General features: G+C 41.8%; 15 protein-coding genes and 1 other annotated feature. All 15 genes read right to left on the bottom strand.

The window, feature by feature from the left end; translation table 11 throughout:
• Nucleotides 1-29 precede the first annotated feature (29 nt).
• Complete coding sequence (locus CKW02_RS00700) at nt 30-278, bottom strand: 50S ribosomal protein L7ae-like protein (protein WP_003216985.1); 249 nt, start codon at nt 276-278, stop codon at nt 30-32.
• 145 nt (nt 279-423) lie between these two features.
• The gene (rpoC, locus tag CKW02_RS00695) at nt 424-4023 is read right to left on the bottom strand and encodes a DNA-directed RNA polymerase subunit beta' (protein ID WP_003217032.1); all 3600 of its coding nucleotides are present in this window, start codon (nt 4021-4023) and stop codon (nt 424-426) included.
• Nucleotides 4024-4084: 61 nt separating this feature from the next.
• A complete protein-coding gene (rpoB, locus tag CKW02_RS00690) occupies nt 4085-7666 on the bottom strand; it encodes a DNA-directed RNA polymerase subunit beta (RefSeq protein ID WP_003217223.1) in 3582 nt (1193 codons plus the stop codon).
• A 255-nt stretch (nt 7667-7921) separates the two neighbouring features.
• Nucleotides 7922-8527: a class I SAM-dependent methyltransferase gene (locus tag CKW02_RS00685; RefSeq protein WP_034620762.1), complete on the bottom strand. Its 606-nt coding sequence runs from the start codon at nt 8525-8527 to the stop codon at nt 7922-7924.
• Between the two features lie 96 nt (nt 8528-8623).
• Nucleotides 8624-8989: a 50S ribosomal protein L7/L12 gene (rplL, locus tag CKW02_RS00680; RefSeq protein WP_003216952.1), complete on the bottom strand. Its 366-nt coding sequence runs from the start codon at nt 8987-8989 to the stop codon at nt 8624-8626.
• A 41-nt stretch (nt 8990-9030) separates the two neighbouring features.
• Complete coding sequence (gene rplJ, locus CKW02_RS00675; RefSeq protein ID WP_003217048.1) at nt 9031-9531, bottom strand: 50S ribosomal protein L10; 501 nt, start codon at nt 9529-9531, stop codon at nt 9031-9033.
• A gap of 69 nt (nt 9532-9600) precedes the next feature.
• Nucleotides 9601-9741, bottom strand: a sequence feature (ribosomal protein L10 leader region).
• A gap of 48 nt (nt 9742-9789) precedes the next feature.
• On the bottom strand, nt 9790-10488 hold the full coding sequence (gene rplA, locus CKW02_RS00670) for a 50S ribosomal protein L1 (protein ID WP_003217271.1): 699 nt from the start codon (nt 10486-10488) through the stop codon (nt 9790-9792).
• 99 nt (nt 10489-10587) lie between these two features.
• Entirely contained in the window at nt 10588-11013 is a 426-nt protein-coding gene (gene rplK, locus CKW02_RS00665; RefSeq protein WP_003216956.1) for a 50S ribosomal protein L11, read from the bottom strand.
• A 171-nt stretch (nt 11014-11184) separates the two neighbouring features.
• Nucleotides 11185-11718, bottom strand: coding sequence for a transcription termination/antitermination protein NusG (gene nusG, locus CKW02_RS00660; protein WP_003217197.1), 534 nt, complete (start codon nt 11716-11718; stop codon nt 11185-11187).
• 170 nt (nt 11719-11888) lie between these two features.
• The gene (secE, locus tag CKW02_RS00655; protein ID WP_003216942.1) at nt 11889-12065 is read right to left on the bottom strand and encodes a preprotein translocase subunit SecE; all 177 of its coding nucleotides are present in this window, start codon (nt 12063-12065) and stop codon (nt 11889-11891) included.
• Between the two features lie 35 nt (nt 12066-12100).
• Entirely contained in the window at nt 12101-12250 is a 150-nt protein-coding gene (rpmG, locus tag CKW02_RS00650; RefSeq protein ID WP_012008694.1) for a 50S ribosomal protein L33, read from the bottom strand.
• A gap of 76 nt (nt 12251-12326) precedes the next feature.
• Nucleotides 12327-12983 carry an RNA polymerase sporulation sigma factor SigH gene (gene sigH / locus CKW02_RS00645; protein WP_003217132.1) on the bottom strand — a complete coding sequence of 219 codons (657 nt, stop codon included), beginning with the start codon at nt 12981-12983 and terminating at the stop codon, nt 12327-12329.
• A gap of 63 nt (nt 12984-13046) precedes the next feature.
• Nucleotides 13047-13559 (bottom strand): ribosome-dependent mRNA decay endonuclease Rae1/YacP, encoded by a 513-nt coding sequence (gene rae1, locus CKW02_RS00640; protein WP_003216949.1) that lies wholly within the window; start codon nt 13557-13559, stop codon nt 13047-13049.
• Between the two features lie 2 nt (nt 13560-13561).
• Nucleotides 13562-14311, bottom strand: coding sequence for a 23S rRNA (guanosine(2251)-2'-O)-methyltransferase RlmB (rlmB, locus tag CKW02_RS00635; protein ID WP_003217141.1), 750 nt, complete (start codon nt 14309-14311; stop codon nt 13562-13564).
• A complete protein-coding gene (locus CKW02_RS00630) occupies nt 14295-14726 on the bottom strand; it encodes a Mini-ribonuclease 3 (protein WP_003217007.1) in 432 nt (143 codons plus the stop codon). Before CKW02_RS00630 ends, rlmB begins: the two co-directional genes overlap by 17 nt.
• Between the last annotated feature and the right edge of the window lies 1 nt (nt 14727).

The raw sequence follows: 14727 nt of genomic DNA, 5'->3' as shown, positions 1-14727 counted from the left end.
TTTACACATGCAAAAACAAAACAAGTACGCTATAACATAATGGCAACAGCTGCTGCCCCAACTTCAATTCCGCAGGCTTTGCCGAGCTTTTTCATGGAATCTACCACTAAAATGTCTACACCCTTCTCTTGCGCTAGTTTTGTTACACTAGCTGTTAAAGCAGGATCAGCATCTTTCGCTACGACGATTTCCTTTACTGAATCTCGTTTCAGAGCTTTTACTGTTTGCTTCGTACCAATAATAATGGATTGAGCCTGTGATACTTTATCATAAGACATCGAATATCCTCCAAAGTAACAGGTTTTATTTTGAGCACCTTGGTTATATTATCATCATGGCAGAAGGATGTCAATATCATATGACAGATTATCTTGACATCCTTCACCATTTTTTGATGATTTTATAGGAATCTCACGAGAAAGATTACTCTACAGGCACCATATCGTCAGACGGTTGCACTTGTGAAACCGGCTTAACTTTACGGTAGTTTGGCATTCCTGTTCCAGCTGGAACAAGTTTACCGATGATAACATTCTCTTTCAAGCCAAGCAGTTCATCACGTTTTCCTTTGATCGCCGCATCTGTTAGGACACGAGTCGTTTCTTGGAAGGATGCTGCAGACAAGAATGAGTCTGTTTCAAGCGATGCTTTTGTAATACCAAGAAGAACTGGGCGGCCTGTTGCAGGGCGCTTGCCTTCGAATAGTACTTTTTTGTTCGCTTCAGTGAATTGATGTACATCAAGAAGTGTGCCTGGTAATACATCTGTATCCCCTGCATCAGCGACACGCACTTTACGAAGCATTTGGCGAACCATTACCTCAACGTGCTTATCTCCGATTTCTACCCCTTGCATACGGTATACTTTTTGTACTTCATGAAGCAGATATTCTTGAACAGCTGTCATGTCAGTCACTTTAAGAAGTTCTTTCGGATCGATCGAACCTTCTGTCAGTACTTGACCACGAGTAACTTTGTCACCTTCAACAACTTTCAGACGTGCATTGTAAGGAGCTGTGTAAGAGCGAGTTTCAACGTCGCCTTGAACCACAATTTCCTGCTGCTTGTCACGAACATCGTTAATTTCAGCAACGACACCATCAATTTCAGAAATCGTCGCTTGCCCTTTCGGATTACGCGCTTCAAATAGCTCTTGGATACGAGGTAAACCTTGTGTGATATCGTCTCCTGCTACCCCACCGGTGTGGAACGTACGCATTGTAAGCTGTGTTCCTGGCTCACCGATTGATTGAGCAGCGATGATTCCAACTGCTTCACCGACTTCAACGTCAGTACCAGTTGCAAGGTTACGGCCGTAGCATCGTTTACATACACCATGAGGCGTGTTACATGTAAATGCAGAACGGATCCATACTTCCTCAATTCCTGCTTCAACTACTTCAAGTGCTTTATCTTCATCAATTAGTTCGTTTTCGCCAACAATGACTTCGCCCGTTTCAGGATGAACAATTGGTTTTCTTGCAAAACGTCCAATTAGACGTTCTTCAAGTTTCTCAATAATTTCATTTCCTTCTCTAATGGACTTTGCCAAGATACCACGGTCTGTACCGCAATCTGTTTCACGGATGATAACATCCTGTGCAACGTCGACGAGACGACGCGTGAGGTAACCTGAGTCAGCTGTTTTAAGGGCTGTATCGGCAAGACCTTTACGCGCTCCGTGAGTGGAAATAAAGTATTCCAATACGGTTAAACCTTCACGGAAACTAGATTTGATCGGAAGTTCAATGATACGTCCAGCCGGGTTGGCCATCAGACCACGCATACCAGCCAGCTGAGTGAAGTTAGATGCGTTACCACGCGCCCCAGAGTCACTCATCATGTAGATTGGGTTGACTTCATCAAGGGACTTCATCAGTTTACCTTGGATGACATCTTTAGAAGAACTCCAGATCGAAATGACTCTCTCGTAACGCTCTTCTTCAGTAATCAAACCACGTCTGAATTGCTTCATGACGTTATCTACTTTTGCTTGCGCTTCTTCGAGGATCTTCTGTTTATCATCTAATACGACGATATCAGACACCCCAACCGTAATACCCGCTTTAGTAGAGTATTTGAAACCAAGATTTTTCATGCGGTCAAGCATTTTAGATGTCTCAGTGATATGGAATCTCTTAAAGATTTCCGCAATGATTTTACCTAAAATACCTTTTTTGAACGGCGCATTGATTTCTTGTTTCTCAATCGCAACTTTGACATCTTCACCTTTTTCAAGGAAGAAGCGGTCAGGCGTTTTTTCTTCAATATTGCTCTTTGTCGGCTCATTCATGTAAGGGAATGATTCCGGTAAGATTTCGTTAAAGATTAGTTTTCCAACTGTTGTAATCAACAATTTAGAACGCTGTTCATCAGTGAATGTCACATTCTTCAACGAGTTAGCTGCAACAGCTACACGTGTATGAAGATGCACATACCCATTTTGATAAGCTAGAAGGGCTTCGTTCGTATCTTTGAAGATCATACCTTCTCCGATAGCACCTTTACGCTCAAGTGTAAGGTAGTAGTTACCAAGCACCATATCCTGAGATGGCGTAACAACAGGTTTTCCATCTTTCGGGTTCAAAATGTTTTGAGCAGCAAGCATTAAGATACGAGCTTCAGCTTGAGCCTCAGCAGATAATGGTACGTGAACCGCCATTTGGTCACCGTCAAAGTCAGCGTTGTAGGCTGTACATACAAGTGGATGCAGACGAATTGCGCGTCCTTCCACAAGTGTAGGTTCAAACGCTTGAATACCAAGTCTGTGAAGAGTCGGTGCACGGTTTAGTAAGACTGGATGCTCACGAATCACTGATTCTAAAACATCCCATACTTCCGGCTGCACGCGCTCAATTTTACGCTTCGCACTCTTGATGTTGTGAGCTAAACCTTTTTCAACAAGCTCCTTCATCACGAATGGTTTGAATAATTCAAGAGCCATTTCTTTCGGAAGTCCACACTGATACATTTTCAAATGTGGTCCTACGACGATAACGGAACGTCCAGAATAGTCAACACGTTTACCAAGCAAGTTTTGACGGAAACGTCCTTGTTTCCCTTTCAGCATATGAGAAAGAGATTTCAATGGTCTGTTTCCTGGTCCTGTTACTGGTCGGCCTCTACGTCCATTATCAATCAAGGCATCGACAGCTTCTTGAAGCATACGCTTCTCGTTCTGAACGATGATGCTTGGCGCGCCAAGATCTAATAAACGTTTCAGACGATTGTTACGGTTGATGACACGACGATAAAGGTCGTTTAAGTCAGAAGTAGCAAAACGTCCACCATCAAGCTGAACCATTGGACGTAATTCTGGCGGAATAACCGGAAGTACATCAAGAATCATCCATGATGGTTTGTTTCCTGAGTTACGGAAGGCTTCTAGCACTTCAAGGCGTTTAATCGCACGAGTACGACGCTGTCCTTGAGCAGTTTTCAGCTCTTCTTTCAGTGCATCTACTTCTTTTACAAGATCGATATCTTGAAGAAGTTTATTGATTGCTTCTGCACCCATAGCTGCTTGGAATGTATTACCGTATTTATCTAAATAAGCACGGAATTCCTTCTCAGAAAGAAGTTGTTTTTTCTCAAGCGGTGTGTTGCCAGGATCTGTCACGACGTATGAAGCGAAGTAAATCACTTCTTCTAACGCACGTGGTGACATATCAAGAACAAGACCCATACGGCTTGGGATACCTTTGAAATACCAAATGTGGGAAACTGGGGCAGCCAGTTCGATATGCCCCATTCTCTCACGACGGACTTTTGCCCGTGTTACTTCTACACCACAACGGTCACATACAACACCCTTATAACGAACGCGTTTATACTTTCCACAATGACATTCCCAGTCTTTTTGTGGTCCGAAGATACGTTCACAAAAGAGACCATCTTTTTCAGGTTTCAGTGTACGATAGTTAATCGTTTCAGGCTTTTTCACTTCACCAAAAGACCAAGAACGGATTTTATCAGGTGATGCGAGACCGATGTTCATATACTCAAAATTGTTCACATCTAGCAAGGGGCCTACCTCCCTTTTAATCTTCGGGTTATACCCTAGTCACTTGCTCTAATCGTTTCTGCTATTCTTTTGTGACTGCGTCACGTTCAAGATCGACAGGTGCGAGATCTGCAGCATCTTCGTCATTAGATAACGCTAATCCGTCTGCTTTCTTCGTTTCCTCATCGTCTTCTAAATCTCTCATTTCTATCTCTTCTTCATCGCCAGATAGGATTTTGACATCCATACCTAAACTTTGAAGTTCTTTAATTAACACTTTGAATGATTCAGGGACACCTGGTTCAGGGACGTTATCCCCTTTGACGATGGCTTCGTATGTTTTCACACGACCCACAACGTCATCCGATTTAACTGTTAAGATCTCTTGAAGTGTGTATGCTGCACCGTAAGCTTCAAGTGCCCATACTTCCATCTCTCCGAAACGCTGACCACCAAACTGTGCTTTACCGCCAAGTGGCTGCTGCGTAACAAGTGAGTATGGTCCAGTTGAACGAGCGTGAAGTTTGTCGTCAACCATGTGAGCCAGTTTGATCATGTACATGATTCCGACTGATACACGGTTATCGAATGGTTCACCAGTTCGACCGTCATAAAGGACTGTTTTCGCATCACGGGACATACCTGCTTCTTCAAGCGTTTCCCAAACATCTTCCTCACGCGCACCATCAAATACTGGTGACGCAATGTGGATGCCAAGGTAACGTGCAGCCATACCCATATGAAGCTCAAGTACCTGACCGATGTTCATACGAGATGGTACCCCTAGAGGGTTTAACATGATATCAATCGGTGTTCCATCTGGAAGATACGGCATATCTTCTTCTGGAAGGATTTTAGAGATAACCCCTTTGTTACCATGTCGTCCAGCCATTTTGTCACCTTCAGAAATTTTACGCTTCTGAACGATGTATACGCGGACTAATTGGTTAACACCTGGAGGTAATTCATCTCCATCTTCACGGTTAAAGACTTTGACATCGTGGATAATTCCGCCGCCGCCGTGTGGAACACGTAGAGATGTATCACGTACTTCACGAGCCTTTTCACCGAAGATTGCATGTAATAGACGTTCTTCAGCTGTTAGTTCTGTTACACCTTTAGGCGTTACTTTCCCTACAAGAAGGTCTCCGTCTTTTACTTCTGCACCGATACGGATGATTCCACGCTCGTCAAGGTTGCGTAAAGCATCTTCCCCAACGTTTGGAATATCACGAGTGATTTCTTCCGGTCCAAGCTTTGTATCACGAGCTTCTGATTCATATTCTTCAATATGAATAGACGTGTAGACGTCATCTTTTACAAGGCGCTCACTCATGATGATCGCATCCTCGTAGTTATAACCGTCCCAAGTCATGAAGCCGACCATGACGTTACGTCCTAGAGCCAATTCACCTTTTTCCATTGAAGGACCGTCTGCAAGGATTTCTCCTTTTACGACTTCATCTCCAACACTTACGATTGGACGCTGGTTGTAGCAAGTCCCTTGGTTAGAGCGGACAAATTTCAGCAAGCTGTATTTGTCTAGGTTTCCTTTGACTTGTTGTCCGTCGACATCTTCATAGCGGCGAACCCAAATATTTTTAGCTTCAACACGTTCTACAACACCTGGGTAACGGCAGATGACAGCAGCACCAGAGTCTTTACCTGATACATACTCCATACCTGTACCAACAATCGGTGATTCCGGCTGCATCAAAGGCACAGCCTGACGTTGCATGTTTGCTCCCATTAGAGCACGGTTAGAGTCATCGTTTTCTAGGAATGGGATACATGCTGTCGCTGCAGAAACAACCTGCTTTGGCGAAACGTCCATGTAGTCAACGCGGTTTCGAGGAACAACGGTGTTTTCTCCTCTGAAACGAGCAATGATATTATCATCGATAAACGAACCATCTTCACCTAATATAGCGTTCGCTTGTGCTACTACGTAGTTATCCTCTTCATCCGCAGTTAAGTAATCGATTCTTGGTGTCACTTTACCTGTTTCAGGATCAACCCGGCGGTAAGGTGTTTCAATAAAGCCGAAACGATTCACTTTTGCAAATGAAGATAGAGAGTTGATCAAACCAATGTTTGGACCCTCTGGTGTTTCAATCGGACACATACGACCATAGTGAGAGTAGTGAACGTCACGAACTTCCATTCCTGCACGCTCACGTGTCAAACCACCAGGCCCAAGCGCTGACAGACGACGTTTGTGCGTCAATTCAGCAAGCGGGTTTGTTTGATCCATGAACTGAGAAAGCTGAGAGCTACCAAAGAACTCTTTGATAGAAGCGATCACAGGACGGATGTTGATCAGTTGCTGAGGTGTGATCGTGTTTGTGTCTTGAATCGACATTCTTTCACGAACAACACGCTCCATTCTGCTTAAACCAATACGGAATTGGTTTTGCAGAAGCTCACCTACAGAACGCAGGCGACGGTTACCAAGGTGATCGATATCATCTGTGTCACCTACACCATGAAGAAGGTTGAAGAAGTAACTGATCGATGCAATGATGTCAGAAGGCGTGATGTTTTTCACAGCTTCCTCTACGTATGCATTACCGATCACGTTGATCACTTGCTCGCCTTCTTGATCAGACGGTGCATAAATCTTAATAGATTGAAGTTCTACTTCATCTTCTACTACGCCACCATTTGGATAAAGCTTTCTAAATCCGATGCCGTTTTCTAAGTATGGAAGAACTTTATCAAGAACTCTTCTGTCTAAAATTTGACCTTTTTCTGCTAGAATTTCACCTGTTTCAGGGTCAACTAACGTTTCAGCCAATTTTTGATTGAACAGTCTATTTTTAATATGAAGCTTTTTATTAATCTTGTAGCGTCCAACATTTGCTAGGTCATATCTCTTCGGATCGAAGAAGCGAGAGTCTAGCAGGCTTTTCGCATTTTCAACAGTTGGCGGCTCTCCAGGACGGAGGCGCTCGTAGATTTCGAGAAGTGCTTTATCCGCATTCTCTGTATTGTCTTTTTCCAGCGTGTTGCGTAAGTATTCATTCTCGCCAATGAGGTCAAGAATCTCTTGATCAGAGCTGAAGCCGAGAGCACGCAAAAGAACCGTAACCGGCAACTTACGTGTGCGATCGATGCGTACATAGACTACATCCTTCGCATCAGTTTCGTATTCTAACCATGCGCCACGGTTTGGAATGACAGTCGCAGTAAAACCTTTTTTACCGTTTTTGTCTACTTTACCACTGAAATATACACTTGGAGAACGTACTAACTGAGAAACGATTACACGTTCCGCACCGTTAATGATAAAAGTACCTGTGTCTGTCATGATTGGGAAATCACCCATGAACACATCTTGGTCTTTTACTTCTCCAGTTTCTTTGTTAATTAAACGAACTTTTACTCTTAGTGGAGCAGAGTAAGTTACATCACGTTCTTTTGATTCTGCTACAGGATACTTAGGATCCCCTAGGCTGTAATCAATGAATTCAAGAGAAAGGTTACCAGTAAAATCCTCAATTGGGGATATATCTTGAAACATCTCTCTAAGACCCTCATCAAGAAACCACTGATAAGAAGAGGTTTGAATTTCAATGAGATTTGGTAATTCTAACACTTCGCTTATGCGTGCGTAGCTTCTGCGCTGGCGGTGTCGTCCATACTGAACTAGTTGACCTGTCAACTGATTCACCCCTCAAATCATGCGTATTATATGTGTAAAAAGTATTTCAGCCTTTCAAATGTCAGTAAAGAAATACTTTTACAAGACAAAAGAAAAAAGGGTTTCTAAAATAAGAAAACCACATCCAAAAACAAATACCGATTTTATTAGTTTTCCCAAATATGCATAATTTATACAAAACAGTTGTTTTTTAAGCCTATTAAGCAAAATATACACATTGGCATTTTATAATGTTAACACAGCTAGGAAACTGCGTCAAACTTTTTTAGCTTTGATAATATAGTAGCCCTTTTTTTTCAATACAACTTCGACTTCTCCAAAGAGCTGTTCTAATTTCTCAATCGCAGATGGTCCGCCCTGCTTTTTCTGAATAACCACCCACAACTCACCTTCCGGCAATAAATGATCAGCACTTTTTTCAAAGATCGCATGTACAACTTTCTTCCCTGCCCGTATTGGGGGATTGGTCAGTATAGAGGCAAAAGCAGCTGATGAATGAACATTCGAGAACAAATCACTTTGATAGATGCGGACATTATCAACGCGATTATGTTTAGCGTTTTCCTTTGAAAGTTCGACTGCTCTTTCGTTCACATCAATCATATGAATGGTGCGGCTCGTCATTTCGTTTGCTAACGATAAGCCAATCGGTCCATAACCGCAACCGACATCTAAGATATCGCCATCCACATCAGGTTCTTCAAAAGCTTCAATTAAAAGCCTTGAACCAAAGTCGACTTCTTTCTTAGAAAACACTCCACTGTCACTTGTAAAAGTAAAGGTACGGTTTCTCAAGGTGAAGTCCCATGTCTGTTTATTGCTTTTCACTGATGGCTTTTCCGTATAATAGTGGTCACTCATGGTGAATGGACCTCCTCTGGATTCAATCGTTTCAGGAGAATAGAAAAGAAAAAGCCCGCCAGTAAAAGCGAGCTTTCCCAAAAGATTAGGCGAAGATTACTTAACTTCTACAGAAGCGCCAACTTCTTCAAGCTTAGCTTTAAGTTCTTCAGCTTCTTCTTTAGCAATACCTTCTTTAAGTGGTTTTGGAGTGTTGTCAACAAGTTCTTTAGCTTCTTTCAAGCCAAGACCAGTGATTTCACGAACCACTTTGATAACTTTGATTTTTTGGTCTCCAGCACCAGCAAGTACTAGATCAAAATCAGTTTTCTCTTCAGCAGCGGCACCACCAGCTGCAGCTACAGCTACAGGAGCAGCAGCAGTTACGCCAAATTCTTCTTCGATTGCTTTTACTAAGTCGTTTAACTCAAGTACAGTTGCTTCTTTAACTGAAGCAATGATTTCTTCGATATTTAAAGCCATTTGTAATTCCTCCATTTTAAGTTTTTTACGTTAAGTACGCATTAAGCGCCTTGTTCTTCTTTTTGATCTGCAACTGCTTTAGTAGCAAGAGCAAGGTTACGAACTGGAGCTTGAAGAACGCTAAGCAACATAGATAGTAAGCCTTCGCGAGACGGAAGTTCCGCAAGAGCCTTCACTTCTTCTACAGTCGCTACGTTTCCTTCGATGACACCAGCTTTGATTTCTAAAGCTTCGTGGCTTTTCGCAAATTCGTTGATGATTTTCGCAGGTGCGATAACATCTTCGTTACTGAATGCGATAGCGTTTGGACCTGTTAAGAAATCGTTTAAACCTGTTAGTTCAACTTGTTCAACTGCACGGCGAGTCAAAGTGTTTTTGTAAACTTTGAATTCTACGCCAGCGTCACGAAGCTGTTTACGAAGTTCAGTCACTTCAGAAACTGAAAGACCGCGGTAATCTACAATTACAGTAGACATACTGTCTTTAAATTTAGAAGTAATTTCATCAACGACAACTTTTTTTGTATCGATTGCATTGCTCATGGTTACACCTCCTGTACATTGTTTGTGTAACACTTATACCGATCAGGCCATCACGTTCCTAACGAACGGTTCTCCATATAAAAAGCCTCCATTAAGACATGGAGGCTGTATATACAAGCATACGTTAACGTAAGACTGTGACATATACACCTCGGCGGGTTAATTAAGCCATAAGGCCCCTGCTGTCTACGGTATAAATGGACATATTCTATTTTACAACATTTTGATATTATCAAAATGATTGTGATAAGTCAAGATTTATTTTGCAGAGAAAGAAGATGGATCCACTTTCACACCAGGGCCCATAGTAGATGTAACAGAAACGTTTTTCACGTATACACCTTTAGCCGCTGCAGGTTTTGCTTTAAGGATTGTGTCATAGATTGTTGCAAAGTTCTCAACAAGCTTTTCGTCCTCGAAAGAAACCTTTCCGATTGGCGCGTGGATGTTACCAGCTTTATCAACGCGGTATTCTACTTTACCAGCTTTGATTTCATTGATTGCTTTTTCTACTTCAAATGTAACAGTTCCTGTTTTAGGGTTTGGCATAAGACCTTTTGGTCCAAGTACACGACCGATCTTACCAACTTCACCCATCATGTCAGGTGTTGCAACGATTACATCGAAATCGAACCAGCCTTGTTGGATTTTAGTGATGTAATCAGAATCTCCAACGTAGTCTGCTCCAGCAGCTTCTGCTTCTTTTGCTTTTTCGCCTTTAGCGAACACAAGAACGCGTTGAGTTTTACCAGTTCCGTTAGGAAGTACAACTGCACCGCGGATTTGTTGGTCGTTTTTACGAGGGTCTACGCCCAAACGAAAAGCAACTTCTACAGTCGCATCAAATTTCGCTGTATTTGCTTTTTTTGTAAGAGAAACAGCTTCAGCTACATCATACGCTTTAGTACGTTCGATTAGCTTAGCAGCTTCTACATACTTTTTACCTTTTTTAGCCATTATAAAAATCCTCCTTATGTGGTTTTAGCGGAATAACCTCCCACGAATAAGGGTTGCGAACTTGTCAAAACCAAACTCGCAACCCAACAAGACAATAAATTAATCTTCGATGACAATACCCATACTGCGTGCAGTACCTTCAACCATGCGCATAGCTGATTCAACGCTAGCAGCGTTTAAGTCAGGCATTTTTGTTTCCGCGATTTCGCGTACTTTATCACGCTTAACAGTTGCCACTTTATTACGGTTAGGTTCACCAGAACCAGACTCAATACCAGCTGCTTTTTTAAGTAAAACTGCAGCAGGTGGAGTTTTAGTAATAAATGTAAATGAACGGTCTTCAAAAACCGAAATTTCAACAGGAATGATAAGACCAGCTTGGTCAGCTGTACGAGCATTAAACTCCTTACAGAATCCCATGATATTAACACCGGCTTGACCTAGTGCAGGTCCAACTGGTGGAGCTGGGTTAGCTTTTCCAGCAGGAATTTGCAATTTAACAACTTTAACTACTTTTTTAGCCACGAGACACACCTCCTTAAAGTCCGTGATGTGGTAATAGGGGAATCCCCCTCCCACTCAACAACTTCATTCTTTATATGAATGACGAAATAACTAGCTAGCGATCTTGAGCGAACTCAAGACGTACCTTTGCTATATTACCACTTCTATACACTCATTTCAAGCTCTTTTGAATTACAATTTATCGATCTGCGTGAACTCAAGTTCCACGGGTGTTTCTCTACCAAACATATTAACGAATACTTTGACTTTGCTTTTATCGTAATCAATCTCTTCGATAGAGCCTGTGAAGTTCGCAAATGGTCCGTCGATGACCTTGACTGTTTCTTTCAATTCAAAGTCGATTTCTGTTTTGCGTTCTTCAAGACCCATTCTCTTCAGAATGGTTTCAGCTTCGCCTGGCAAAAGCGCTGTCGGCTTTGAGCCTGATCCAGCTGATCCAACGAATCCTGTGACACCTGGTGTATTACGAACAACATACCAAGAGTCGTCAGTCATCACGATTTCCACTAGGACATAGCCAGGGAATACTTTCTTTTTGACAACTTTTTTCTTACCATTTTTAATATCTGTTTCTTCTTCTTCTGGTACAACAACGCGGAAGATCTTATCTTGCATGCCCATTGATTCAACACGCTTTTCCAAGTTCGCTTTTACTTTGTTTTCATAGCCAGAGTACGTATGCACAACATACCAATTCTTTTCCATTTCGTTCAGGACTATTTAGTCCTTCCCTCCCCACATTTCGTAATGTCTATTTGACGAATCTCGAGTACCGGTAAATATTTTCAAGCAATTGAAAAAACCCGTAAAACGGGTTTTTTGGCAAGTCATATTATGATCTATTATAGCACGTTCAGCAGACCATTATTCAAGTATTAATGAATTAATTCGATTAATTGTGAGATTCCTATATCAAGAAAAGAGAAAAAGATTGCAAAGAATACGACTGTTAAAATAACAGTGATTGTGTAACGAATCATTTCGTTTTTCTTTGGCCAGCTGACCTTCTTCATTTCTTTCCCGACACTTTTTAAGAAACTGATAATACGCATTGTAAAAGACCTCCACAGATTAAAGAACGCAAATCTTACTTCGTTTCTAAATGTGTTTTATGTGAATTACAAGTCTTGCAATATTTCTTAACTTCTAATCTTTCAGCTGCTGAAGCATCACTTTTCATTGTCGTATAATTGCGGCTTCCGCAGTCTTTACAGGCTAGAGTAATCTTTTTCCTCATATTTACACCTATTTTCTCGACATCATTTCCTTAGTACCTTATCACAGTGTCGAAAAAGCTGTCAATATAGGTTTGATTAGAGACTAATCTCGCGAAGCTCTAAATATTTCTCTAATTTTCTCTTTACTCTTTGGAGTGCGTTATCAATTGATTTCACATGACGGTTTAAATCTTCAGAAATCTCTTGATAGGATCTGCCATCAAGGTAAAGCACAAGAACCTTTCTTTCCAGCTCGCTTAGTAGTTCACCCATCTTCATTTCGATATCATCAAATTCTTCTTTGCTAATGATTAAATCTTCTGGGTTAAGCGCTTTAGCACCGGAAATGACGTCCAATAATGTTCTGTCTGATTCTTCATCATATATTGGCTTATCTAATGATACATAGGAATTTAACGGGATATGTTTTTGGCGAGTAGCTGTTTTAATTGCGGTGATAATTTGGCGGGTAATACATAATTCTGCAAAAGCCTTAAATGAAGTAAGCTTGTCCTCTCTGAAATCGCGGATAGACTTATAAAGTCCGATCATCCCCTCTTGGACAATGTCCTCTCGATCCGCTCCAATCAAGAAATAAGATCTTGCTTTTGCACGTACAAAATTGCGGTATTTCGTTATTAAGTAATCTAGCGCATCACTATCTCCGACATGAACCCTTTCAATGACTTGTTCATCTTCCAACTGGCAAAATTGCTCTCTGATGGATTTATCCTTGCTGTTGTTTAGATTCACTTCGATCCCCCCGACCGCACCTAGATAGAAATATTATACATTAATGGTTGAAATATCGTCAAGCTATTCTAGATTCCCACGCCGCCATTTTTCAAACGTTTTCAATACATCTTCTGACAATTCAATCTTGGATGCTGGTTTATCAGAAGTAATCTTTTTGACTCTCGTTTCAATCTTTCGTTCGATCACTTCAATCTCTCTTAAAAGCTCTCGAGCCGACTTTCGAAGAGCTCCTTGTCCAAAGATTGCCCATTGTTCTGTAAAGTCTGAGGTCGCCACATGAATCTGCGTCCGAATATTATTCAAATCCTGGGCAAGCTTTTCAATCCGCTCATCAGCTGTTTCATTCTCTCTCGTAAAGATGACCTCTACTCGGTGATTGATCCGCTTTTTTTCGATTCCTTTGACCATATGGGCATCGAATACAACAATGACTCGATACCCTGTGTATGCTTGATATTCTGCTAAATTTTGAATCAGTATGTCTCTGGCTTCTTCAAAGCTGTTTTCCTTTAAGTGCTGCAGCCGTGGCCAAGCACCTATCATGTTGTATCCATCGACTAAGAGGATGTCCATCTCTATTCTCCTAACGGATAACGTTTTCGATACACTTCATACATCAATAGACTAGCGGCAACTGACGCGTTTAACGAAGTGACCTTTCCGGCCATAGGCAGCTTAATCAGAAAATCACACTTTTCTTTGATCAATCGGCCAATCCCTTTTCCTTCACTGCCAATCACGAGAGCAAGCGGCATCGTGCCATCAAATTGTCTGTAATCCTGTTTGGCAGACGCATCTGTTCCCGCAACCCAGATTCCTCTTTCTTTCATCTCATCAAGAGCTCTTGAAAGGTTGGTGACTTTGGCAACAGGAATATGTTCAATCGCCCCAGTGGATGCTTTGGCAACGGTTGTCGTTAAGCCGACCGCTCTCCTTTTCGGAATCACAATCCCATGTGCACCTACAGCATCTGCTGTACGCATAATGGAACCTAAATTATGCGGGTCTTCAATTTCATCTAAGATAAGAAAAAATGGCTGTTCATTCCGCTGTTCAGCGATTTGATATAGATCGTCCAATTCTGCATATTCATATGCTGCTACTTGTGCAACGATTCCCTGGTGCTGACCTGTTACCATTTGATCAAGCTTTTTCCTCGGAACATACTGAATGGTGATATTTTGTTTTTTTGCGAGTTCAATGACCTGCTGGGCTTGTCCTTTTACAGTGTTTTCTGCCATCCAGAGCTTGTATAACTCCCGATCTGACTTCAGTGTTTCAATCACTGCATTTTTCCCAATCACATAATCATGTTGCTGACTCATTTGTCTTCCTCCCTGACGTTCCGATTTCAATCGCCTGACTAATCAGCTCTTCTAAGCGCTCGTCCTGCTTTTCAATAAATAAATAACCCATGAGCGCTTCAAACGCCGTACTATAACGATACGTTTGAACGTCTGTGTTTTTAGGCACTGTGCCTGATTTTGCATTTCTTCCTCTTTTCAGCACCGCTTCTTCTGCTTCAGTGAAAAAGCCTTGCTGCTGTAGCGTAAATAAAATAGCTGCCTGAGATTTAGCTGAAACAATTTTGCTTGCTCGTTTGTGCAGCTCATTTGGTTTTGTCGCCCCCGTTTGGAGGAGGTGATGCCTCACATAGACTTCAAAAATGGCATCACCCATGTAAGCAAGCGCAAGTCCGTTTAACTGTTTACCATCTTTCAGCTTTTCAAAATTCAACATG

The organism is Bacillus pumilus, from assembly GCF_900186955.1.
Classification (GTDB): domain Bacteria; phylum Bacillota; class Bacilli; order Bacillales; family Bacillaceae; genus Bacillus; species Bacillus pumilus.
This window is presented reverse-complemented; position numbering and strand designations above follow the sequence as displayed.